Source organism: Methylobacterium sp. HJ2, from assembly GCF_056431005.1.
The window spans coordinates 882155-903937 of sequence record NZ_JBWJYM010000001.1 but is presented as its reverse complement, the minus strand read 5'-3'; the positions used below and the strand labels follow the sequence as shown (position 1 = coordinate 903937).

The 21783-nt window shown below is 70.8% G+C and carries 17 protein-coding genes; 6 read left to right on the top strand and 11 right to left on the bottom strand.

What is annotated here, in order from left to right:
* Positions 1 to 177 precede the first annotated feature (177 nt).
* From ACS5RC_RS04150 to purB, 7 genes are all read right to left on the bottom strand, one after another.
* The gene (locus ACS5RC_RS04150; protein WP_478342537.1) at positions 178 to 1158 is read right to left on the bottom strand and encodes a hypothetical protein; all 981 of its coding nucleotides are present in this window, start codon (positions 1156 to 1158) and stop codon (positions 178 to 180) included.
* Positions 1159 to 1479: 321 nt separating this feature from the next.
* Positions 1480 to 1896 (bottom strand): peptide-methionine (R)-S-oxide reductase MsrB, encoded by a 417-nt coding sequence (msrB, locus tag ACS5RC_RS04145; protein ID WP_478342536.1) that lies wholly within the window; start codon positions 1894 to 1896, stop codon positions 1480 to 1482.
* Positions 1897 to 2007: 111 nt separating this feature from the next.
* Positions 2008 to 3102: a YihY/virulence factor BrkB family protein gene (locus ACS5RC_RS04140; protein WP_478342665.1), complete on the bottom strand. Its 1095-nt coding sequence runs from the start codon at positions 3100 to 3102 to the stop codon at positions 2008 to 2010.
* Positions 3103 to 3279: 177 nt separating this feature from the next.
* Positions 3280 to 4797, bottom strand: a complete 1518-nt coding sequence (locus tag ACS5RC_RS04135) for a malonate--CoA ligase (RefSeq protein WP_478342535.1) — start codon at positions 4795 to 4797, stop codon at positions 3280 to 3282.
* Positions 4798 to 4844: 47 nt separating this feature from the next.
* Complete coding sequence (locus ACS5RC_RS04130; protein ID WP_478342534.1) at positions 4845 to 5186, bottom strand: hypothetical protein; 342 nt, start codon at positions 5184 to 5186, stop codon at positions 4845 to 4847.
* Positions 5187 to 5261: 75 nt separating this feature from the next.
* Complete coding sequence (locus ACS5RC_RS04125) at positions 5262 to 6119, bottom strand: D-amino-acid transaminase (RefSeq protein ID WP_478342533.1); 858 nt, start codon at positions 6117 to 6119, stop codon at positions 5262 to 5264.
* Between the two features lie 62 nt (positions 6120 to 6181).
* On the bottom strand, positions 6182 to 7489 hold the full coding sequence (gene purB, locus ACS5RC_RS04120) for an adenylosuccinate lyase (RefSeq protein WP_478342532.1): 1308 nt from the start codon (positions 7487 to 7489) through the stop codon (positions 6182 to 6184).
* A 417-nt stretch (positions 7490 to 7906) separates the two neighbouring features.
* On the opposite strand from purB, the gene ACS5RC_RS04115 reads away from it, so the two are divergent.
* Positions 7907 to 10045 (top strand): TonB-dependent receptor, encoded by a 2139-nt coding sequence (locus ACS5RC_RS04115; protein ID WP_478342531.1) that lies wholly within the window; start codon positions 7907 to 7909, stop codon positions 10043 to 10045.
* 85 nt (positions 10046 to 10130) lie between these two features.
* Here the strand turns inward: ACS5RC_RS04115 and ACS5RC_RS04110 are convergent, their stop codons facing one another.
* Positions 10131 to 10508: a hypothetical protein gene (locus ACS5RC_RS04110; RefSeq protein WP_478342530.1), complete on the bottom strand. Its 378-nt coding sequence runs from the start codon at positions 10506 to 10508 to the stop codon at positions 10131 to 10133.
* 123 nt (positions 10509 to 10631) lie between these two features.
* Positions 10632 to 11867, bottom strand: a complete 1236-nt coding sequence (gene carA / locus ACS5RC_RS04105) for a glutamine-hydrolyzing carbamoyl-phosphate synthase small subunit (RefSeq protein ID WP_478342529.1) — start codon at positions 11865 to 11867, stop codon at positions 10632 to 10634.
* 229 nt (positions 11868 to 12096) lie between these two features.
* Between carA and ACS5RC_RS04100 the strand changes: the two genes are divergently transcribed.
* From ACS5RC_RS04100 to ACS5RC_RS04085, 4 genes are all read left to right on the top strand, one after another.
* A complete protein-coding gene (locus ACS5RC_RS04100; RefSeq protein WP_478342528.1) occupies positions 12097 to 12558 on the top strand; it encodes a GatB/YqeY domain-containing protein in 462 nt (153 codons plus the stop codon).
* A 186-nt stretch (positions 12559 to 12744) separates the two neighbouring features.
* Entirely contained in the window at positions 12745 to 14670 is a 1926-nt protein-coding gene (gene dnaG / locus ACS5RC_RS04095; protein WP_478342527.1) for a DNA primase, read from the top strand.
* A 194-nt stretch (positions 14671 to 14864) separates the two neighbouring features.
* A complete protein-coding gene (gene rpoD, locus ACS5RC_RS04090; RefSeq protein WP_478342526.1) occupies positions 14865 to 16862 on the top strand; it encodes an RNA polymerase sigma factor RpoD in 1998 nt (665 codons plus the stop codon).
* 119 nt (positions 16863 to 16981) lie between these two features.
* A complete protein-coding gene (locus tag ACS5RC_RS04085; RefSeq protein WP_478342525.1) occupies positions 16982 to 18244 on the top strand; it encodes an adenylate/guanylate cyclase domain-containing protein in 1263 nt (420 codons plus the stop codon).
* Positions 18245 to 18257: 13 nt separating this feature from the next.
* Here the strand turns inward: ACS5RC_RS04085 and ACS5RC_RS04080 are convergent, their stop codons facing one another.
* The gene (locus tag ACS5RC_RS04080; protein ID WP_478342524.1) at positions 18258 to 19067 is read right to left on the bottom strand and encodes a tetratricopeptide repeat protein; all 810 of its coding nucleotides are present in this window, start codon (positions 19065 to 19067) and stop codon (positions 18258 to 18260) included.
* 129 nt (positions 19068 to 19196) lie between these two features.
* Here ACS5RC_RS04080 and ACS5RC_RS04075 point away from each other — a divergent pair, with 129 nt between their 5' ends.
* Complete coding sequence (locus ACS5RC_RS04075; RefSeq protein WP_478342523.1) at positions 19197 to 20585, top strand: leucyl aminopeptidase family protein; 1389 nt, start codon at positions 19197 to 19199, stop codon at positions 20583 to 20585.
* Here ACS5RC_RS04075 and ACS5RC_RS04070 read toward each other — a convergent pair.
* Positions 20567 to 21748 (bottom strand): M20 aminoacylase family protein, encoded by a 1182-nt coding sequence (locus tag ACS5RC_RS04070; protein ID WP_478342522.1) that lies wholly within the window; start codon positions 21746 to 21748, stop codon positions 20567 to 20569. The genes ACS5RC_RS04075 and ACS5RC_RS04070 overlap by 19 nt on opposite strands.
* Positions 21749 to 21783 lie beyond the last annotated feature (35 nt).

Here is a 21783-nt window from a genome sequence, read left to right as displayed (position 1 = left end):
CGGGACGCGGCGGACGACTCCGCCGCGCCACCCGATCGGGACACCGGTCGCCTCGCGGCTCCCGGCCGCGCTTCGCCCCTGCATCCGGGCGCCGGAAACATCCGGCCGCTCGCGGCGCGATCGGCGACCGGGCAGGCAGGGGGGCGCCCCCGGAGGAGCGCCGCTCGATGCGGGGCGTCAGGTCTGCTGCTGGGTCCGGCGCGGACGCACGGTCCAGCGCTCGAACGCCGCCGCCGGATCGTCGGCAGCCGGCTCGTGCGGCTGGTTGATCGCGGCGCCGAGCGCGGCCGACAGGCTCTCGATCACGTCGTCGATCCGCGCGTCGGTCGGGCGCGTGTCCGGGGCCGCCTCGGCGGGGGCCTGCTCGGCATGGACCGGCTCGGCGTGAGGGACCGGCTCCGGCGCGGAATGCTCGGCCGCCGGCTCGGGCTCGTGCGTCGGCTGGGCCGGCGCCTCGGCGGCGGGCTGCGCCTCGGCCGCATGGGCCTCGGCGGCCGGAGCCTCGGCCGCGGAGGCTTCGGCGGCGACGGGCGCGGCCACGGCGGCGCCTCCGGCGATGCGCCTCAGGCTGTTGATCACGCCGTCCTCGCCCTCCGGCCGGTCGCCGCGGGGGGTGCCATAGCGGCCGAAGCCGAAGCGCGGCTCCAAGAGGTCGAGCACGGCGTCGAGCGCCGCGTTGCTCAGCGTGATCTCGCCGGCCGGCGGGGTGCCCTCGAGCGCCACCGACTGGCGATCGTAGGCGCCCTCCTCCGTGACCTCGCGGCCGAACCAGGCGGGGACGGGGAAGCCGCGGGCCTCGTCGGGATTGGCGAAGGCGACGCTGATCAGGTCGAGGCTGCCGGGGCTGACGTAGCGATCGACCAGGACCTCGCGGCCGGCGACGGTCACGGCGGTGCGGTCGTAGGCGGCCTTGCCCGGACACACGTCGAGGAGGGCGTCGCCGTGCGCCCGCGGAACCTCGGTGCGCTCTTCGGAGAGGCCGCCGTCCGCCGCCTTGGCGACCAGCACGAGATGGCATTGCTGGCCGTCGACCCGCACGAAGGAGGTGCGCCCGCCCTGCGGCGCGAAGTACCCCTCGGTGATGCGCGCTCCGCCGCGCTCCTTGCGGATCAGGCGCACCAGGGACGGCGCCACGAGAAATCGCCGGACGACGCTCATACTCAAACCTCCGCTTCATGCCTTCCAGCGGTACGGCGACCGGCGGACGGACGTTCGGACCCTCGATCCGGCCCCGGCGGAGCGCGCCCAGGCGCAGCGGAGCCGCTCTTCGCAGGGACGATCGCGCGCGTGCTCCGAAGAGCACTCGCGCGATCGTCGCCGGATCAAACCCGATCTCTGTTCTACCAGGGACTAAGCAGAAAGCCGCCGAAATCAAGACGGTTGCGCCGGGGCGGCCGGATATAGGCCGGCTCGTCCCCACGAAACGGGGCTACCTCTTCGGCGCCCCGCGCCGATTTCGCGGTTGGGCGCCGGGCCGGATCAGGCCTTCGGCTCGAAGGTCATCGCGGCGCCGTTCATGCAGTAGCGCAGGCCGGTCGGCGCCGGCCCGTCGTCGAAGACATGTCCGAGATGGCCCTCGCAGCGGGCGCAATGCACCTCCGTCCGGACCATCCAGTGGCTGCGGTCGGTCTTCGTCGCCACGGCGCCCGGCAGCGGCTCGAAGAAGCTCGGCCACCCGGTCCCCGACTCGAACTTGGTGCCGGACGCGAAGAGCGGCGTGCCGCACCCGGCGCAAGTGAAGGTGCCGGGCCGCTTCTCGGCGAGGAGGCAGCTGGTGCCGGCCCGCTCGGTGCCGTGCTCGCGCAGGACGCGGTACTGCTCCGGCGTCAGCGCCTCCCGCCACTCGGCCTCAGTGCGCGCGTCGGGGGCGTCGGTGGTCGGATCGGAAGCGGACATCGGTGCATCTCCTGGGCGAACCCGGCGGGTTCCGGCCCCGCAGCGGGCTCTGGCCCCGAGGCGGGGCCGTCGCTCACCGATATGGGACCGGCGCGCGCCCGCGGGAACCGGTCACGCCGCCGCGCCGAGGGTGTCGGCCATGCGGGCGCGCCGCGCGCCCATCGGCAGGGCCGGCCCGGTCGTGGTGTCGATCGCCGTCTGGTGCTCGATCTCGGCGTTGATCTCGCCGCCCATGAGGACGATCGTCGAGGAGATCCAGATCCAGGTCATGAAGCCGATCACCGCGCCGAGCGACCCGTAGGTCTCGTTGTAATTGCCGAAATTCGCGACGTACCAAGAGAACAGCAGCGAGGCGACGAGCCAGAGGACGCCCGCCACCACGCTGCCGACGCCGACCCAGCGCCAGCGGGCGTGCTCGCGGCTCGGCCCGTAGCGGTAGAGCAGCGACAGGCCGCCGACGAGGACGAGGAACAGCACCGGCCAGCGCAGGGCGGCGAGCAGCCACGCGCCGTTGCTGATCCCGACGAAGTTGAAGACCACGGGGAGCACGACGATCGAGGCCAGGGCGAAGATGGTGAACACCAAGCCGCCGATGGTGAAGGTGAGCGAGCGCAGGTTGAGCATGACGAAGCTGCGCTTCTCCTCCTCCTCGTAGACCACGTTCAGCGCGTCGAACATCGCCTTCACGGCCGCGTTCGCGCTCCAGAGCGACAGGACCAAGCTGGTGAAGAAGGTGAGCCCCAGGGTCCCCCCGCCCTTCGCAGCGATGCGCTTGACCTGCTCGCCGATGATGTCGACGGCGCTCGCGGGCAGCACGCCCTGCAGCGCGGCGAGATGGTCGTTGATGACGTTCACGTCGGCGAAGAGCCCGTAGCAGGAGACGAGCGCCGCCAGGGCCGGGAACAGCGAGAGCAGGGTGTAGAAGGTCACGCCGGCCGCCACCGAGAGCACCCGGTCCTTCACGAATTCGAGGTAGAGCCGGACGGCGATGTCCTTCCAGCCGCGCCCCGGGATCTCGTCCGGGCGCTTGGCCGCCCGGCCTCGGTCGGCTTGCGTCGTCGCGACGAGGATCGCCGCCCGGCCCTCGTGCGAGCGCGCGCCGTTTCCTGGCCGCGTTTCGGGTTCCTCGGCAGCCGGCTCTTCCGCGAGGACGGCGGTCCCGCGCCGGGGGCTGAGGGCGAGGGCGATCAGGGCGGACCCGAGCATCACCGTCCACAGGACGGATCCGGAGCCGCCCTCTGGCAGCGGGGCGGATTGCAGGTCGGGTCTGTCGGTCATGGAGGCGGATGGGCACCGGCATGCGCGTGCCGCGCACGAGAGCGCAACGTCGCGGTCGCGACGGCCGTTCCCGGCGCGGAACGAAAGCTTGGCCGGAGCCGTCGCCTACCCGCCGTAGAGCCCCGCATGGGCCTCGCGCAGGAGGTTCTTCTGGACCTTGCCCATGGTGTTGCGCGGCAGCTCCGCGGCGAACAGCACCCGCTTCGGGCATTTGAACTTGGCGAGCCGGCCCTCAAGATGGGCGAGGATCGCCGCCTCGCTCGGGGCGTCGGCGCCCGCCACGACCACCGCCGTCACCGCCTCGCCGAAATCGGCGTGGGGCAGGCCGATCACCGCCGATTCGACGATCCCCGGCACCGCGTCGATCTCGGTCTCGACCTCCTTCGGGTAGACATTGAACCCGCCGGTGATGATCAGGTCCTTGCCGCGCCCGACGATGTGAACGTAGCCGCGGGCATCGATCTTGCCGAGGTCGCCCGTGATGAAGAACCCGTCGGCCCGAAACTCCGAGGCGGTCTTCTCCGGCATGCGCCAGTAGCCGCGGAACACGTTCGGCCCCTTCACCTCGATCATGCCGATCGATTCCGGCGGCAGGATCGCCCCGGTCTCGGGATCGACGACCCGGAGGGAGATGCCCGGCAGGGGCTGTCCCACGGTGCCGGCCACGCGATCGCCCGCATAGGGGTTCGACGTGCTCATGTTGGTCTCGGTCATGCCGTAGCGCTCGAGGATGGCATGGCCGGTCCGGGCCTGCCACGCGCGATGCGTCTCGGCGAGCAGCGGCGCCGAGCCGGACACGAACAGCCGCATCCCCGCCGCGGCGGCTCTGTCGAGACCGGGCTCCTTGAGCAGTCGGGTGTAGAAGGTCGGCACGCCCATCATGGCGGTGGCCCGGCCCATCAGCCCGAGGATCAGCTTCGGGTCGAGCCGGGGCAGGAACAGCATCGTGGCGCCGCTCGCCAGCACCGTGTTGATCGCCACGAACAGGCCGTGGGTGTGGAACACCGGCAGGGCATGAATCAGCACGTCGTCGCCGGTGAAGCGCCAGTGATCCTTCAGGGTCCGGGCGTTCGAGGCGAGGTTGTCGTGGCTCAGCATGGCGCCCTTCGAGCGCCCGGTGGTGCCGGATGTGTAGAGGATCGCCGCGAGATCGTCCGCCTCGCGCGGGACGTCGGCGAACGCGCCGGTCTGCGCGTCGGCAGCCTCCGCCGCGCTGCCCCGGCCCTCCGCATCGAGGGTGAGAACGTGGCGCACGCCCGCCCGCTCCGCGACGCCGCTCAGCGCGGCGCGCTTGTCCGGCGCGCAGACGAACACGGCCGGCTTCGCGTCGCCGAGGAAATAGGCGATCTCGGCGGCCGTATAGGCGGTGTTGAGCGGCAGGAAGACCGCGCCCGCCCGAACCGCGCCGAGATAGAGGAACACCACCTCGGGGCTCTTCTCGACCTGCACGGCGACGCGGTCGCCCGGCACGACGCCGAGGGCCACCAGAGCCGCCGCGTAGCGTCCGGAGCGGTCGAGCATGTCCGCGTAGCTGTGGCGGCGCCCCTCCGGCGTCTCCATCAGGGTCTTGGCGGCGTCGGCGGGCAGGTTCTCCCGCACCAGGGCGAAAAGGTGGTTCGTCATGCCTCGCCCCCTACCACGCCGGCACGGGCGTGGCTCCTGGGTCGCTCCTATTTGGCTTCGGTTCCGGGCTGCCGTCCGGGCAATTCACCGGGCTTGATCACCGGCATCGAGCCGGGATTCGGATCCGGCGGCTTGACCACCATGCCGGGGGCCGCGTCGCCCGGCGGCTTGATCACCCCGTCGCTGCTCCGGAGCTTGTCGCTGAGATTGGAATCCTTGGGCGGCGCGTCGGCGCTCGGGCGCACCCGGTCCGGCGGCGTCGTGGCCGGCGGCGGCAGGGCCGGATCGGTGTCGCGGTTCTTCAGCGGCGCGTCGGGATTCTGCGCGAGTGCCGCCGTGGCGACGAGGCTCAGCGCCGCGGCGGCGAGCCCGTTGAGGATCGTGCGCATCTTGAAGGCCTCCCTCGGATGCATGTCCGGTGCATGTGCGAGGGGCAACGACCTCCCGTGGAATCCGTTCCTGGCTCAAGCCTCCCGGGCCATGCCGAGATAGAGCTCGCGCAGGCGCCGGGTGAGCGGCCCCGGCGCGCCCGCGCCGATCGCCGTCCCGTCGATCGAGACCACCGGCATCACGAAGGACGAGGCGCTGGTGTAGAACGCCTCCTGCGCCGCCTTCGCCTCCGCCACCGAGAACAGGCGCTCCTCGATGCGCAGGTCCTGCTCGGCGGCGAGGCGCAGCACCGCCCCGCGGGTGATGCCGGGCAGGAGCGCTGTCGAGAGCGGGCGGGTGACGAGCACGCGCTCCCTGGTGACGATGAAGGCCGTCGAGGACGACCCCTCGGTGACCGCCCCGTCCTCGACCATCCAGGCCTCGGCGACGCCGGCCGAGGCCGCCGCCTGCTTGGCGAGGACCTGGGCCAGCAGCGCCACCGACTTGATGTCGCGCCGCTTCCAGCGGATGTCCTCCACGGTGATCACCGCGGCGCCCCGCTCCGCCAGGGGATTGGCCGCGACGGTCTTGGCCTGGGTGAACATCACCACGGTGGCCGCCGTCTCGGGCGGCGGGAAGGCGAAGTCGCGCTCGTACACGCCGCGGGTCACCTGCATGTAGACGAGGCCCTCGGCGAGGGCGTTGCGGGCGACGAGCTCCGTCTCCAGCCGCTCCCATTCGGGGATGGTGTGCGGGTTGCGGATGCCGATCTCGCCGAGGGAGCGGTCGAGGCGGGCGAGATGCGCGGCGTTGTCGACGAGGCGCCCGTCGAGCACCGCCGAGACCTCGTAGATCCCGTCGGCGAACAGGAAGCCGCGATCCATCACGGGGATGCGGGCCTCCGCGAAGGGCAGGAATTCGCCGTTGAGGTAGACAATGCGGGGCGATGTCACGGCTGTCTGGGCCTCGTGCTGGAGGGAATCGTCGTCCGGTCGACGCAGGAACCGTGCAGAACTCAGGCCTCTCCGAACACCCGCGCGAAGATCGTGTCCACGTGCTTCAGGTGATAGCCGAGGTCGAAGCACTCGGCGATCTGCTCGGGCTTGAGGGCGGCGGTGACCTCCGGGTCGGCCTGGAGCAGGGTGAGGAAGTCGCCCTCTCCGCGCCAGACCGGCATCGCGTTGCGCTGGACGAGGCGGTAGGCGTCCTCCCGCGAGACGCCGGCCTGGGTCAGCGCCAGGAGCACCCGCTGGGAGTGGACGAGGCCGCCGAGCCGGTCGAGATTCTTCTGCATGGTGGCCGGATAGACCAGCAGCTTGTCGATCACCCCGGTCATGCGGGCGAGCGCGAAGTCGAGGGTCACGGTGGCGTCGGGGCCGATCATGCGCTCGACCGAGGAATGCGAGATGTCGCGCTCGTGCCAGAGCGCGACGTTCTCCATCGCCGGGACGACGTAGCCGCGCACCATGCGGGCGAGCCCGGTGATGTTCTCGGTGAGCACCGGGTTGCGCTTGTGCGGCATCGCCGAGGAGCCCTTCTGGCCCTCGGAGAAGAACTCCTCGGCCTCCAGCACCTCGGTGCGCTGGAGGTGGCGCACCTCGATCGCCAGCCGCTCCAGGGAGGAGGCGATGACGCCGAGCGTGGCGAAGAACATGGCGTGGCGGTCGCGCGGGATCACCTGCGTGGAGACCGGCTCGGGGGTGAGGCCCATCGCCTTGGCGACGTACTCCTCCACCCGCGGATCGATGTTGGCGAAGGTGCCGACGGCGCCCGAGATCGCGCAGGTGGCGACCTCCTCGCGCGCCGCCACGAGGCGGCGGCGCCCGCGCTCGAACTCGGCATAGGCCTGGGCGAGCTTGAGCCCGAAGGTGACGGGCTCGGCATGGATCCCGTGCGAGCGGCCGATCGTCGGGGTCATCCTGTGCTCGAAGGCCCGGCGCTTGAGGGCGGCGAGCAGCGCGTCCACATCCGCGATCAGGATGTCGGCGGCGCGCACGAGCTGCACGTTGAGGCAGGTGTCGAGGACGTCCGAGGACGTCATGCCCTGGTGCACGAAGCGGGCGTCGGGCCCGACGATCTCGGCGAGATGCGTCAGGAAGGCGATGACGTCGTGCTTCGTCACCGCCTCGATGGCGTCGATGCGGGCGACGTCGAATTCGGCGTCGCGGCCCTTGGCCCAGACCGTCTCGGCGGCCTCCCGGGGCACCACGCCGATCTCCGCGAGCGCGCTGGTGGCGTGGGCCTCGATCTCGAACCAGATCCGGAAGCGCGTCTCGGGCGTCCAGATCGCGCTCATCGCGGGGCGGCTGTAGCGGGGAATCATGGGGCGCCTTCGGATCTTAGCGGTCGGGAGGTGGTCGCGGTCGGGGCCGCGCCCGGACCGCGCGGCGAGATGGAGCGGCGCCTAGCACGCGGGCGGGTGCGGCTCAACGCGGCCGGGCCGGGAAACGACGGCGCGCCCATGTTGCAGCTCAGCAACACAGCGGAAACGATCGTGGGACGCAGAGGGCCGCACGCCACCCTGGAAGGATTGTGATCCACCCGCAAACGTGGCGCGACCGAACGGCTTAGCCGGTTTCTTCTTCTTGTTCTTAGAAATGTTATAAAACAAGATCCTGAACAGTCGATCCCCCCAACCTTGCGCGCTCATCCGCAACCGATACAGCCCAACTGCAGAGCTGGCGCGGCGATCGTCGATCGAATGCGCCGCGAATGCCTAGGGCTTCGAGGGGGACTTCACATGAGCATTCGTTTCACGGGCGCGCTGGCCGGTGCCATGCTGGCCGGAACCGCGCTCGGATCCCCGGCCCTTGCCCAGGCCCTTGACGCGGCGGTCGCTGGCGATCAGGCGGTGACGCTGGACCAGCTCAGCGTCGAGGGCGAGGGCGGCGTCAGCGTCGGCTACCTGACGAAGCGCACCCGGAGCGCGACCAAGACCGACACCCCGCTGATCGATACGCCGCAATCCGTGACGGTGATCAACCGCGAGCAGATCCTCGACCAGAACTTCCAGAACCTGACCGAGCAGCTCCGCTACGTGCCGGGCGTGATCCCGGCGCAGGGCGAGAGCAACCGCGATCAGCTCATCATCCGCGGCCAGAACACCAGCGCGGACTTCTTCGTCAACGGCGTGCGCGACGACGTCCAGTACTACCGCGACCTCTACAACATCCAGCGCGTCGAGGTGCTGAAGGGGCCCGATTCCTTGATCTTCGGCCGCGGCGGCGGCGGCGGCGTGATCAACCGCGTGCTCAAGGAGGCCGACGGATTCCGGGTGCGCGAGATCGTGGCCGGCGGCGGCCAGTTCGGCGACAAGCGCGTCGCCGTCGACGTGGGCGACCGGATCAGCGACAGCGTGTTCTTCCGCCTCAACGGCGTCGCCGAGGATTCGGGCACCTACCGGCAGTTCGGCGACATCCGCCGCTACGGCTTCAACCCGACGATGACCTTCCTGATCGATCCGCAGACCACCCTGAAGCTCTCCTACGAGTACTTCCACGACGATCGCTTCCCCGACCGGGGCATCCCGTCCCAGTTCGGCCGGGCCTACCGCTACCGGCAGAACGTCTCCACGTTCTTCGGCAACCCGGACGTGAACTTCACGAAGGTCGACGCCAACATCGCCACCGCGATCCTCGACCACCGCTTCGACTCGGGCGTCGAGCTGCACAGCCAGCTGCGCTTTGCCGATTACGATCGTTTCTATCGCAACACGCTGCCGGGAAGCGCGGTGAACGCGGCCGGAAACGCCGTGACGATCACCGGCTACCGCAACGAGACGAACCGGACGAACTACTTCAGCCAGAACGACTTCACCTACAAGTTCCTGACGGGCGACCTGAAGCACACCCTGCTCGGCGGGTTCGAGCTCGGCTATCAGGAAGGCATCGTCTTCCGCCAGTCGGCGTTCTTCAACAATCTCGTCACCAGCGTGACGGTGAACCCGCTCTTCCCGATCACCCGCACGCCGGTGACCTTCCGCAACAACGGGACCACCGACGCCAACGCGCGCTACAGCCTCGGCCTCGCCGCGGTCTACGGCCAGGACCAGATCGAGATCACCGACTGGCTGCAGGTCGTCGGCGGCCTGCGCTTCGACCATTTCGACTTCGCCGCGCGCAACCAGATCACCAACGTCACCTATCCGCGCGTCGACGACCTCGTCTCGCCCCGCGCCGGCATTGTGCTGAAGCCGCTGCCGAACCTCGCCTTCTACGGCAGCTACAGCGTCTCCTACCTGCCCTCCTCCGGCGACCAGATCGGCAATTTCACCCCCGGCCTCGTCATCGCGCAGCCGGAGAAATTCGAGAACCTGGAGGTCGGCGCGAAGTACGACGTCTCCCCGACCTTCCAGCTCACGGCCGCCGCCTACAATCTCGACCGCACCAACCAGAGGCTCGCCGACCCGAACAATCCAGGCTTCTTCATCCTGTCCGGCAAGACGAACACCCAGGGCTTCGAGATCGGCGCCAACGGCTACGTCACCGATCACTGGCAGATCGCGGGCGGCTACGCCTTCACGGATGCGCGGATCGAGAGCGCGACCTCGGCGACGATTGTGAAGGGCAACACGGTCGGCCTCGTGCCCTTCAACGCCTTCACGCTCTGGAACAAGTTCGACCTGACGCCGCAATTCGCCGTCGGCGTCGGCGTGATCCAGCAGACGCACACCTTCGCCTCGTCCGACAACACGGTCCGGCTGCCGGGCTTCACCCGGATCGATCTGGGACTGTTCTACACGATCAACGAGTTCGTGCGGGCGCAGATCAACGTCGAGAACCTGTTCGACCGCGGCTACATCGCCACCGCCGACAACAACAACAACATCACGGTCGGCGCTCCCCGGACGGTGCGGGCCCAGGTCGTGGTGCGGTTCTGACGGCGGGCCGAAACGACAAAGCCCCGCCTGTCGGACAGGGCGGGGCTTGGCGGCAACGGAGCGAGGGCGCCCGCAGGCGACCGGATCAGAGGCCGATGTAGAGAGCCGAGACCGCGCGGTCGATCGACAGGTAGAACAGTCCGAAGGCGACCACCGCCGCGGCGGCGAATTCGAGGGCGACGCTGCTCAGCGTCTGGCTGCGGCGCAGGATCTCGCGGCCGAAGAACAGGCACGCCCAGGCCACCGTCAAAACTGCCGGCATCACGAACAGGAAGGAGAGCGTGCTCTCGACACGGTCGAGCCCGCCCGCCGGGTCGATCAGCGCCCGGATGTTGCGCACCCACGGCGCGTAGAGCGCGGCGTACAGGGTCGTCATCCACGAGAGGCCGACCGCGACACCGAGATGGAAGGTGAAGATGCGGTGCAGGCGCGAGAAGTCGTCGCTGGCGTCGTCGATGGTCATCCGGGCCCCGGGGTTCGCTCGCTCGCGTTGCCGAACACCGTCGCGCGGCGTCGTTAACGAAGGGTGAACCCGGGCTACCGGAGGAATCGGGGCATTCTATGACGGGCCCGGGGGCCCGCCGCCTTAATTGGCGCCGATCTCCGGCTCGGGCTTGCCGGCCCGCATCAGCGTGACGAAGCGCTCGAACAGGTAGTGGCTGTCGCGGGGCCCGGGCGACGCCTCCGGGTGGTGCTGGACCGAGAAGGCCGGCCGGTCGGTGAGCGTGAGGCCGCAATTCGATCCGTCGAAGAGCGAGACGTGGGTCTCGACCGCCGTGTCGGGCAGGCTCGCCGGATCGACCGCGAAGCCGTGGTTCATCGAGACGATCTCGACCTTGCCGGTGGTCTTGTCCTTCACCGGGTGATTCGCGCCGTGATGGCCCTGGGCCATCTTCACGGTGCGGCCGCCGAGGGCGAGGCCCATCAGCTGGTGGCCGAGGCAGATGCCGAAGGTCGGCACCCGCTCCTCCAGGAGCTTGCGGATCACCGGGACGGCGTAGGCGCCGGTCGCCGCCGGGTCGCCCGGGCCGTTCGACAGGAACACGCCGTCGGGCTTCAGCGCCAGGATCTCCTCGGCGCTGGTGGTGGCCGGCACGACGGTGACGTCGCAGCCCGCCTGGGCGAGCAGCCGCAGGATGTTGCGCTTCACCCCGTAATCGATGGCTACGACCTTGTAGCCGGCGCCGATGGCGCGCCGGCCGTAGCCGCCCGCGACGTCCCACACCGTCTCGCTCCAGTCCGAGCGCTCGCGGCTGGTGACCGGCGGCACGAGGTCGAGCCCCTCCATCGGGGCGAGCGCGGCGGCGCGCGCCTTCAGGGCCTCGCGGTCGAAGCGGCCGTGTGGATCGTTGGCGATCACCGCGTTCGGCATGCCGCGGTCGCGGATGCGGGCGGTGAGCGCGCGGGTGTCGATCCCCGTGATGCCGACGATGCCGCGCGCGCCGAGCCACGCGTCGAGATGGCTCGACGAGCGCCAGTTCGACGGCTGCGTCACCGCCGAGGCGATCACCGCGCCGCGCACGCCCGAGGCCGGGGCGGCCTCGAGGCTCTCGAGATCCTCGTCGTTGGTGCCGACATTGCCGATATGCGGGAAGGTGAAGGTGACGATCTGGCCCGCGTAGGACGGGTCCGTCAGGATCTCCTGATAGCCCGTCATCGCGGTGTTGAAGCAGACCTCGCCGTCGGCGATCCCGGTCTGGCCGATGCCGAAGCCTTCGAGCACCGTGCCGTCGGCCAGCACCAGGAGCGCGGTCGGGACCGGCTCGCTCCAGGGTTCCGGCGCGGGTCGGGGTTGCGCGGAAGCGCCCTCGTCTTGCAGCATCGGCGTGATCTCGCTTATGTCCGGCCGGATCCGGCGCCACAGAATGGCGCGGCGGGCGGCTATGCTCGTGCGGCGCTCATACCGAGCCGCCCGCTCGGCGGTCAATGTGGCGTGCCCGCGTCCGCGTCTCAAGCGGCCCGCCGCGCGGGTCCGGCCCCCATTTTTGCCGGGACGCGCCCGCCGGGACGGCGGGAGGCGGCCGGGATTGTTCTGAACAGGAGAGAGTTCGATGCTGCGCGCGCGCTTCACCGCCGAGATGAAGGAGGCCATGAAGGCCGGCGAGAAGGCGAAGCTCGCCACCGTCCGGATGATCCAGGCCGCCCTGAAGGACAAGGACATCGAGGCCCGCGGCCTCGGCAAGGAGCCCGCCTCCGACGAGGAGATCCTCGCCCTGCTCCAGAAGATGATCAAGCAGCGCGCCGAATCGGCCAGCGTCTATGAGCAGGGCGGCCGGCCGGAGCTCGCGCAGAACGAGCGCTCGGAGATCGCGATCATCCAGGCCTTCCTGCCCCAGCAGATGGACGAGGCCGAGACCAAGGCCGCGATCGAGGCCGCTATCGCCGAGACGGGCGCGGCCGGCCCGAAGGACATGGGCAAGGTGATCGGCGCCCTGAAGGGCAAGTTCGCGGGCCGGATGGATTTCGGCAAGGCGAGCGGCCTCGTGAAGGAGGCGCTGAACGCCAAGGCCTGACGCGGGGAGAGCCGACACAGGCCGAGCCGAGGCGCGAAGGCCCGATCCGCGCGGGGCGGGGCGGGTTCTGCCCGCAATCCCCCGCCCGCGCGGGGCGGCGGCCGGGACTCGGGACGGGTTCGTGCGCTATAGAAGCGGGTTCCCACCAAGGACCTGCCGCACCGCCCGCCGGAAATACCACGCCCCGTGCGCTATCCCCCTCACATCCTCGAAGAGATCCGCAGCCGGGTGCCGACCTCCGACGTGGTCGGGCGGCGCGTGCGGCTGAAGAAGGCGGGCCGCGAGTGGCGCGGCCTGTCGCCCTTCAACGCCGAGAAGACGCCCTCCTTCTACGTGAACGACCAGAAGCAGTTCTATCACTGCTTCTCCTCCGGCAAGCACGGCGACGTCTTCACCTTCCTGATGGAGACCGAGGGGCTGAGCTTCCCCGAGGCCGTCGAGCGGCTCGCCGGCGAGGCCGGCGTCAGCCTGCCGGCGCCCTCCGCCGACACGCAGGCGATGGAGACGCGCCGCCGCGGCGCGATCGAGGTGATGGAGCTCGCGGCGCGCTGGTTCGAGGATCAGCTCGTGGGCGGCGCGGGCGCGAAGGCCCGGGCCTATCTCGACCGACGCGGCCTCGGCGGCGAGATCCAGGCCCGCTTCCGCCTCGGCTACGCGCCGGGGGACCGCTACGGCCTGCGCGACTATCTCGCCGGCAAGGACGTCGAGAAGGAGCTGATGGCCGAGCTCGGCCTGCTGGTCTCGGGCGAGGGCATCGCGGTGCCCTACGACCGCTTCCGCGACCGGGTGATGTTCCCGATCTGCGACGTGCGCGGCCGGGTCATCGCCTTCGGCGGCCGGGCCATGCAGGCCGATGCCAAGGCCAAGTACCTGAACTCGCCGGAGACGCCGCTCTTCCACAAGGGCCAGGGCCTCTACAACCTGCATCAGGCCCGCAAGCCCGCCCACGACCGCGGCACGATCGTCACCGTCGAGGGCTACGTCGACGCCATCGCGATGACGCTGGCGGGCCACCCGAACACGGTGGCGCAGCTCGGCACGGCGCTCACCGAGGAGCAGATCGCGCTGCTCTGGCGCCACGCCGACGAGCCGATCCTGTGCTTCGACGGCGACGGCGCCGGCCAGCGCGCCGCCCACCGCACCCTCGAGGTGGCGCTGCCGATGCTCGCGCCCGGCAAGTCGCTGCGCTTCGCGGTGCTGCCCGAGGGCCAGGATCCGGACGACCTGCTGCGCGCCGAGGGGCCGGCGGCGATCGACCGGGTGCTCGCGGCGGCCAAGCCGCTGGTGGAGGTGCTGTGGGCGCGGGCGCTGGAGACGGGCAGCACCGACACGCCCGAGCGCCGGGCCCTTCTCGCCGCGACCCTAAGGGAGCTGGTGGGGGGCATCCGCGACGAGACGGTGCGGCGCTACTACCGCGACGAGATCGAGGAGCGGCTGCGCGGCCTCTCGCCCCGCGCCGTCCGCCAAGCCCAGCCCGGCCAGCCGCGCGGGGGGAGCTACCCGAACGGGCCGTCCGGGTTCCAGCGCCGCCAGCGCGGCGGCCCGGAGGCCCTCCCCTCCCCGCGGATGCGCGCGACGCCGAGCGCGTCCGTCACCGCCTCGGCGGGATTCGCCGGCGCGGCGCCGGTGCGGGAGGCGGTGATCGTCGGGCTGCTCCTGACGCACCCCGAGATGATCGGCCCGCTCGCCGACGAGCTGATCGAGCTGGAGATGACGCACCCGGATGCGCGCGCGCTCCTCGATCTCTGCCTCGCCTGCGCGGGCGAGACGGGCGACCCGGACCGGACGGTTCTGGAGGCCAGGATCCAGCGCGCGAATCTCGGCGAAGCGGCCGCGCGGCTCGCCGCGATGGCCCGGTCGCGCGACCGCAAGACCCTCGAGCCGCATGCGGACCCTGCGCTGCGCGAGGATGCGCTCCGACAGGCGATGACCTTGCACCGCAAGGCAGGAGCGCTACATAGCGAACTCCGTCAGGCCGAGCGCGCCTTCGCTGAAGAGCCGACCGAGGCGAACTGGGCCTGGCTCTGTCAGGCCAAGGAGGGGCTGGCGATCGTGATTGCAGCGGAGGCGGAGGCGGATCTGCCCGAGACGAGCGACTCGACTGTGTCCTGATCCTCGTGCAATGGCACGGACACGCCGCTTTCGTGCGGCATGGTTAACAGTCGGTCAAGCGTCGCGCTTGCATACGGGACTTCGAAGATCGCGATCGGGCCGGTTCGGTCGCGAAGCATACGCATGGCGGCGTCGATGGCGCGGAGCGGCCGACGGGCCCCCGCATCGCGCCGCCCCGAAACAATAGGCTGATCATGGCGACGAAGGCAACGGAACGGGACGAGACGGAGACCGCTCCGGAGCAGCAGACGGACGGGCCGCTCCTCGACCTGACGGACGCGTCCGTCAAGCGGATGGTGAAGCTCGCCAAGAAGCGCGGCTATATCACCTACGAGGAGGTCAACGAGGTCCTGCCCGACGGGCAGTCCGACCCGGACCAGATCGAGGACGTTCTGTCCCAGCTCTCCGAGATGGGCATCAACGTCGTCGAGGCCGAGGAGACCGACGAGGCGGCCGGCGAGAAGCCCGCCAACGGCGAGGCGAGCGAGGACGAGGAGCCCACCGAGGGCACCGAGGTGGCCGAGATCGCGCCAGCCCGCGCCGTCGCGGTCACCACGACCACCCGCGAGCCGACCGACCGCACCGACGATCCGGTGCGGATGTACCTGCGCGAGATGGGCTCTGTTGAGCTCCTGTCCCGCGAGGGCGAGATCGCGATTGCCAAGCGCATCGAGGCCGGCCGCGAGGCGATGATCGCGGGCCTCTGCGAGAGCCCGCTCACCTTCCAGGCCATCATCATCTGGCGCGACGAGCTCGTCGACGGCAAGGTGCTGCTGCGCGACATCATCGACCTCGAGGCGACCTACGCCGGTCCGGACGGCAAGAACGCGCCCCAGATCGCCGAGGGCGAGGAGGCGGAAGATGCCGACGCCGAGCCGCCGGCCCCGCCCGAGGGCGGCGACGACGAGGACGATCTCGAGAACAACGTCTCGCTCGCGGCGATGGAAGCCGAGATCAAGCCGCGCGTGCTCGAGATCTTCGACGCGATCGCCAACAACTACCGCAAGCTGCGCAAGCTCCAGAACGAGCAGACCGAGCGGCGCGCGACTGGCGAGGCGAGCACCGAGGCGCAGGGGCGCAAGCAGTCCGACCTCAAGGACACCGTCGTCGCCGACGTGAAGTCGCTCTCGCTCAACAACAACCGCATCGAGGCGCTGGTCGAGCAGCTCTACGACATCAACAAGCGCCTGATCAGCCACGAGGGCCGGCTGATGCGCTTCGCCGAGAGCCACGGCGTCGCGCGCGACGAGTTCCTGCGCCATTACCAGGGCTACGAACTCGATCCGAACTGGATGGACCGCGTCGGCAAGCTCGGCGGCAAGGGCTGGAAGAACCTCGTCGAGAAGGGCGGGCGCCAGGTCGGCGACCTGCGCGAGCAGATCCTCACGCTCGCCTCCGAGACCGGCCTCGAGATCGGCGAGTATCGCCGCATCGTCAACATGGTGAAGAAGGGCGAGTCCGAGGCCCGTCAGGCCAAGAAGGAGATGATCGAGGCGAACCTCCGGCTCGTGATCTCGATCGCCAAGAAGTACACCAACCGCGGCCTGCAGTTCCTGGACCTGATCCAGGAGGGCAACATCGGTCTGATGAAGGCGGTGGACAAGTTCGAGTACCGCCGCGGCTACAAGTTCTCGACCTATGCCACGTGGTGGATCCGGCAGGCGATCACCCGTTCGATCGCCGACCAAGCCCGCACCATCCGGATCCCGGTGCACATGATCGAGACGATCAACAAGATCGTCCGCACCTCGCGCCAGATGCTGCACGAGATCGGCCGCGAGCCGACCCCGGAGGAGCTGGCCGAGAAGCTCGCCATGCCGCTGGAGAAGGTCCGCAAGGTCCTCAAGATCGCCAAGGAGCCGATCTCCCTCGAGACGCCCATCGGCGACGAGGAGGACAGCCACCTTGGCGACTTCATCGAGGACAAGAACGTCGTCCTGCCGATCGACGCGGCGATCCAGTCGAACCTGCGCGAGACCACGACGCGCGTGCTCGCCTCGCTGACGCCCCGCGAGGAGCGCGTGCTGCGCATGCGCTTCGGCATCGGCATGAACACCGACCACACCCTCGAGGAGGTCGGCCAGCAATTCTCGGTGACGCGCGAGCGCATCCGCCAGATCGAGGCGAAGGCCTTGCGCAAGCTGAAGCATCCGAGCCGCTCGCGGAAGCTCCGGAGCTTCCTCGACAACTGATCGTCCGCGCCGTGGACCGATCAGGTCCACGGCGCGTCGCAAACGACCGCGCGTCACGGCGGCGCCACGAATCCGGCATCGCGCCTTGCTTTGCCGGGACCACCCACCACCTTGGCTATATGCTCGAGCGCAACCCGCCCCAGCCCGTAGCCCCGACGGCCCTGGCCGACGGGTCGGAAGCGGACGATGTCCCCTTCGGTGCGCTGCAGACCTGCGTCGCGATCCGCGACTGGCTGCTCAGCGAGGGCGCGCGCCTGCCGCAAGCCGACGACCTGCTCTCGGGGCTCGCGGAGCGCCTGAACCGGATCGGCGTGCCCGTCGACCGGGCCTCGACGGCGATCGACACCCTGCACTCGGAATATTCCGGCATCGGCCGGGTCTGGACGCCCGAGACCGGCTCGACGGTGCGGCTGTTCCCGCACGGCGAGGCCTCCGAGCGGGCCTATCGGGAGAGCCCGTTCTACACCGTGCACGAGAGCGCCGAGTGGCTGGTCCTCGATCTCGCCGAGACGCCGGACGACGCCTATTCGGTGATCCCCGAGCTGAAGGCCGGGGGCTACACCCACTACATCGTGGCGCCGCTGTTCTTCACCAACGGCACCCGCAACGGCATCACCTTCGCGACGCGCGCGCCCGCGGGCTTCCGCGACGAGGACATCGCGATCCTGCGCTTCGTCATGCCGGCGCTGGCCGCCGTGATGGAGATGCGCCTCGTCAACAAGCAGCTCGACCACGTGCTGCGGATCTATGTCGGCGACGAGCCGCACCGCGCGATCCTGGCCGGCGACATCCGCCGCGGTCAGGTCCGGCGCATCCGCTCGGCCATCCTGTTCGCGGACATGCGCGACTACACCCGCATCTCCGCCGACATGACGCCGGAGGAGGCCGTCGATCTCCTCAATGTGTTCTTCGACTGCCTCGTGCCGCCGATCGAGCGCGAGGGCGGCGAGGTGCTGAAATATCTTGGCGACGGGCTGCTCGCCATCTTCCGCGAGCCGGGCGACGATCTCGGCGGCGCGGCCAAGGGTGCGCTGACGGCCGCGCAGGCGGCGCTCGCGGCCCTCGACGAGGCGAACGCTCTGCATCAGTTCGCGGTGCCGGTCACCGCCGGCATCGCGCTCCATCACGGCGAGGCCGCCTACGGCAATGTCGGCTCCGGGGCGCGGCTCGACTTCACCGTGATCGGCCGGGACGTGAACCTCGCGAGCCGGCTGTCGCGGCTCAACCGGGCGCTCGGCGAGCCGCTGCTGATGTCCAAGCCCTTCGTGGATTTCCTCTGGGACGAGCCCGATCCCGTCGGCGAGCACACCCTCGACGGCTTCACGGAGCCGATGGCGGTGTTCCGCCCGCGGCGGACCCAGGCGCTGCGCCGCCTCGCCTGACCGGGTGGCCGGATCAGCCGCGGGGGGCTGAGCGGGCCTTCGCGCTCTTGTCGGCGGCCTCGATCGCCTTCCAGCGGTTCGGCTGGGCGACGAGCGCGCGCAGGGAGGCGATGGTCGCCTCCACCTCGGCGGGGGGCATGTCCTTGCGCAGGATCGCCTCGGCCTCGGGGAAACGGCCCTTCAGACCGAGCACCAGGGCGAGGTTCGCCCGCACCCGCGCATCGGCGCCGGGCTGTTCGGCGGCGCGCCGCAGGGTCGCTTCCGCCGGATCGAGCTGGCGCGCGAGCGCGTAGGACAGGCCGAGATTCGAGAGGATCGCCGGCTCGTTCGGCCGGATCTTCAGGGCAGCCTCGTAGAACCCCTGCGCGCGGGCGTGGTCGCCCATCTGGTCGGCGGCCGAGCCCTGAGCCGAGAGCACCCGCCAGTCGGGCTGGGACGGGGTGTGCGCGTTCTGGAGCACCTCCTGCGCCTCCTGGAAGCGCCCGGCCTCGACGAGGGACTTGCCGTAGGCGCTGAGCACCGCCTGATTGCGCGGGTTGCGCAGCGCCGCCTGCTGCAGAACCGCGGTGGCCTGGGCCCGCTGCTCGGTGGCGCGCAGCACCTGGGCGTAGCGCATGGCGGTTCCGAGGTCGGCTGGATTCTCGCCGTAGCGGGCCGAGAGCGCCTCGATCTCGCGGCGGTCGATCTGGGCGCCCGAGACGGCGCCGATCGAGCCGGTCGTCTCGGGCGAGCGGGACTGGCAGCCGGCCAGCGCCGCGCCGGCGAGCACGGCGACGAGCGCGAGCCGGGCCGAGAGGAAGGCTGACCGTGAGTCCGAGAACATGGAAGGCTCCGGCGACGCACCGAGGAGGACGGCGAGGCGCGCGCTTCACGGCCTCAAGATCCCGGTGCTAAAGCGTTAACCCTAACTGCCGGTTAAGCCCGCCGCGCCGAGGCCGGGACGAGGGAGCGCATGTCCGAGACCGAGATCCTTCTGCCGCCTGGCACGCCCGGAACCCGGATCGACCTCGTGGCGGAAGCCACCTGGGAAGCGGTCGCGGCGAGCCTCGAACCGGCGCAGCGGGTCTTCGCGCGGGCGAGCGGGTTCGTCCCGAAGGCCGGGCGCCTCGCGCTACTGCCCGATCGCGAGGGCGCGCTCGACCGCGTGCTGTTCGGGCTCGGCGACACCGCGGCGCCGGGCCACGACCGGCTGCTGGCCGGCAAGCTGCCGGGCCTGCTGCCGCCCGGCACCTACCGGCTCAAGACTGCGCCCGACCCGGCGCAGGCGGCTCTGGCCTGGGCGCTGGGCGCCTACGGATTCCGGCGCTACCGCAAGGCGGCCGGCGAGACGCCGCGCCTCGTCGCGCCCGATACGGTCGATGCCGCCGAGATCGCGCGCGTCGCTGCCGCGGTCGGGCTCGGCCGCGACCTGATCAACACCCCGGCCAACGATCTCGGCCCGGCCGAGATCGAGGCGGCGGTCCGGGCGCTGGCCGCGCGGCACGGCGCGCGCGTCGCCGTGACGGAGGGCGCGGCTCTGGCCGAGCAGTTCCCGCTCGTCCACGCGGTCGGCGCCGCCTCGACGCGCCCGCCCCGGCTGATCGACCTGACTTGGGGGGCCGCGGACGCACCGCGGGTGACGCTGGTGGGCAAGGGCGTCGCCTTCGACACCGGCGGCCTCGACATCAAGCCCTCGGCCGGCATGCTGCTGATGAAGAAGGACATGGGCGGCGCGGCCGCCGCCATCGCCGCCGCCGACATGGCGATGGGCGCCCATCTTCCTGTGCGCCTGCGCCTGCTGATCCCGGCCGTCGAGAACGCGGTCGCGGGCAACGCCTTCCGCCCCGGGGACGTGCTGCGCAGCCGCGCCGGCCTCACGGTCGAGATCGGCAACACCGACGCGGAAGGGCGCCTGATCCTCGCCGACGCCCTCGCCCTGGCCGATGCCGAGGCGCCCGACCTGATCCTCGACTTCGCGACCCTGACCGGGGCGGCCCGCGTGGCGCTCGGCCCGGATCTGCCCGCGCTCTTCACCGAGGACGACAGGCTCGCCGCCGAGATCGCGGCGGCGGGCGTCGCGGCGATCGACCCGGTCTGGCGCATGCCGCTGCACCCGCCCTACGCGGCGCTGCTCGAATCCAAGGTCGCCGACCTCAACAACGTCTCGGGCGGTCCCTTCGCGGGCGCCATCACCGCGGCCCTGTTCCTGCGCCGCTTCGCCCCGCAGACGCGGGCGCACGCGCATTTCGATCTCTACGGCTGGAACCCGTCGACGAAGCCCGGCCGGCCCGAGGGCGGCGAGGTGCAGACGGCGCGCCTGGCCTACGCCCTGCTGAAGGCGCGCTACGGCGTGCCGGGCTGAAGCGGTAGGCCGGCCTCCACGACCCGCGCCCAGAGCGAGGCGCCGAGCGGCGCCGCCGCGTCGTTGAAATCGTAGTGCGGGTGATGGAGCGCGGCGCTGTCGCCGTTGCCGATGAACAGGTAGGCCCCGGGCCGGCGCCCGAGCATGTAGGAGAAATCCTCCGCCGCCATCATGGGCGCCACGTTCCGCTCCACCCGCGCCTCGCCGACGAGGCCGGCCGCCACATCCGCCAGGAAGGTCGCCGCGGCCGGGTCGTTCTCGGTGACCGGGTAGCTCGAGCCGAAATCGACGCCGCCCGCGGCACCGAAGCCCCGCGCCACGCTCTCGACGATCGCCGCGATGCGGGCCTTCATCAGGTCGCGCACGGGCTGCGACAGCGCCCGCACGGTGCCCCGCATCGTCACGGTCTGGGGCAGCACGTTGAAGGCCTCGCCGGCGTCAAGGGCGCAGACCGAGACCACCGCGGCCTGGAGCGGATCGACGTTGCGGGCGACGACGGATTGCAGCGCGACGACCACGTGGCTCGCCACCACCACGCTGTCCACCGCGTCGTGCGGCAGCGCCGCGTGGCCGCCGCGGCCCTCGATCGTGATGGTGAAGCGGTCGGTCGAGGCCATGATCGGGCCGGGCCGGATCGCGAAGGCGCCGAGCGGAAGCCCCGGAATGTTGTGCATGCCGTAGACCGCCTCGATCCCGAAGCGCTCCATCAGGCCGTCCTCGACCATCGCCTCGCCCCCGCCCCCACCCTCCTCGGCGGGCTGGAAGATCAGCACGGCGGCGCCGTCGAAATCGCGGGTTTCGGCGAGGTAGCGGGCGGCGCCGAGCAGCATGGCGGTGTGGCCGTCATGCCCGCAGGCGTGCATCTTGCCCGGGACCGTCGAGCGGTAGGGCAGGTCGCGCACCTCCTGGATCGGCAGGGCATCCATGTCCGCGCGCAGGCCGATCGCCCGGTTCGAGCGCCCGCCGCGACCGCGGATCACCCCGACGACCCCGGTGCGCCCGATGCCGGTGACGACCGCGTCGCAGCCGAAGCCCGCGAGCTTGTCCGCCACGAATCCGGCGGTGCGCTCGACGTCGTAGAGCAGTTCGGGATGGGCGTGGAGATCGTGCCGCCAGGCGGCGATGTCCGCGGCGAAATCCTGGATCCGATCGATGACGGGCATGGGGGGCGTGGCTTCCGGGGCGGGCGGGAACGGGC

What these genes read in the sequence shown, in the direction of transcription:
- ACS5RC_RS04100 (WP_478342528.1), top strand. Translation starts at nt 12,097, where the DNA reads ATGCTGCGCGCGCGCTTCACCGCCGAGATGAAGGAGGCCATGAAGGCC.
- ACS5RC_RS04080 (WP_478342524.1), bottom strand. Translation starts at nt 19,067, where the DNA reads ATGTTCTCGGACTCACGGTCAGCCTTCCTCTCGGCCCGGCTCGCGCTC.
- ACS5RC_RS04130 (WP_478342534.1), bottom strand. Translation starts at nt 5,186, where the DNA reads ATGCGCACGATCCTCAACGGGCTCGCCGCCGCGGCGCTGAGCCTCGTC.
- ACS5RC_RS04110 (WP_478342530.1), bottom strand. Translation starts at nt 10,508, where the DNA reads ATGACCATCGACGACGCCAGCGACGACTTCTCGCGCCTGCACCGCATC.
- ACS5RC_RS04085 (WP_478342525.1), top strand. Translation starts at nt 16,982, where the DNA reads ATGCTCGAGCGCAACCCGCCCCAGCCCGTAGCCCCGACGGCCCTGGCC.
- ACS5RC_RS04150 (WP_478342537.1), bottom strand. Translation starts at nt 1,158, where the DNA reads ATGAGCGTCGTCCGGCGATTTCTCGTGGCGCCGTCCCTGGTGCGCCTG.
- ACS5RC_RS04140 (WP_478342665.1), bottom strand. Translation starts at nt 3,102, where the DNA reads ATGCTCGGGTCCGCCCTGATCGCCCTCGCCCTCAGCCCCCGGCGCGGG.
- msrB (WP_478342536.1), bottom strand. Translation starts at nt 1,896, where the DNA reads ATGTCCGCTTCCGATCCGACCACCGACGCCCCCGACGCGCGCACTGAG.
- ACS5RC_RS04075 (WP_478342523.1), top strand. Translation starts at nt 19,197, where the DNA reads ATGTCCGAGACCGAGATCCTTCTGCCGCCTGGCACGCCCGGAACCCGG.
- carA (WP_478342529.1), bottom strand. Translation starts at nt 11,867, where the DNA reads ATGCTGCAAGACGAGGGCGCTTCCGCGCAACCCCGACCCGCGCCGGAA.
- ACS5RC_RS04070 (WP_478342522.1), bottom strand. Translation starts at nt 21,748, where the DNA reads ATGCCCGTCATCGATCGGATCCAGGATTTCGCCGCGGACATCGCCGCC.
- ACS5RC_RS04115 (WP_478342531.1), top strand. Translation starts at nt 7,907, where the DNA reads ATGAGCATTCGTTTCACGGGCGCGCTGGCCGGTGCCATGCTGGCCGGA.
- rpoD (WP_478342526.1), top strand. Translation starts at nt 14,865, where the DNA reads ATGGCGACGAAGGCAACGGAACGGGACGAGACGGAGACCGCTCCGGAG.
- ACS5RC_RS04135 (WP_478342535.1), bottom strand. Translation starts at nt 4,797, where the DNA reads ATGACGAACCACCTTTTCGCCCTGGTGCGGGAGAACCTGCCCGCCGAC.
- purB (WP_478342532.1), bottom strand. Translation starts at nt 7,489, where the DNA reads ATGATTCCCCGCTACAGCCGCCCCGCGATGAGCGCGATCTGGACGCCC.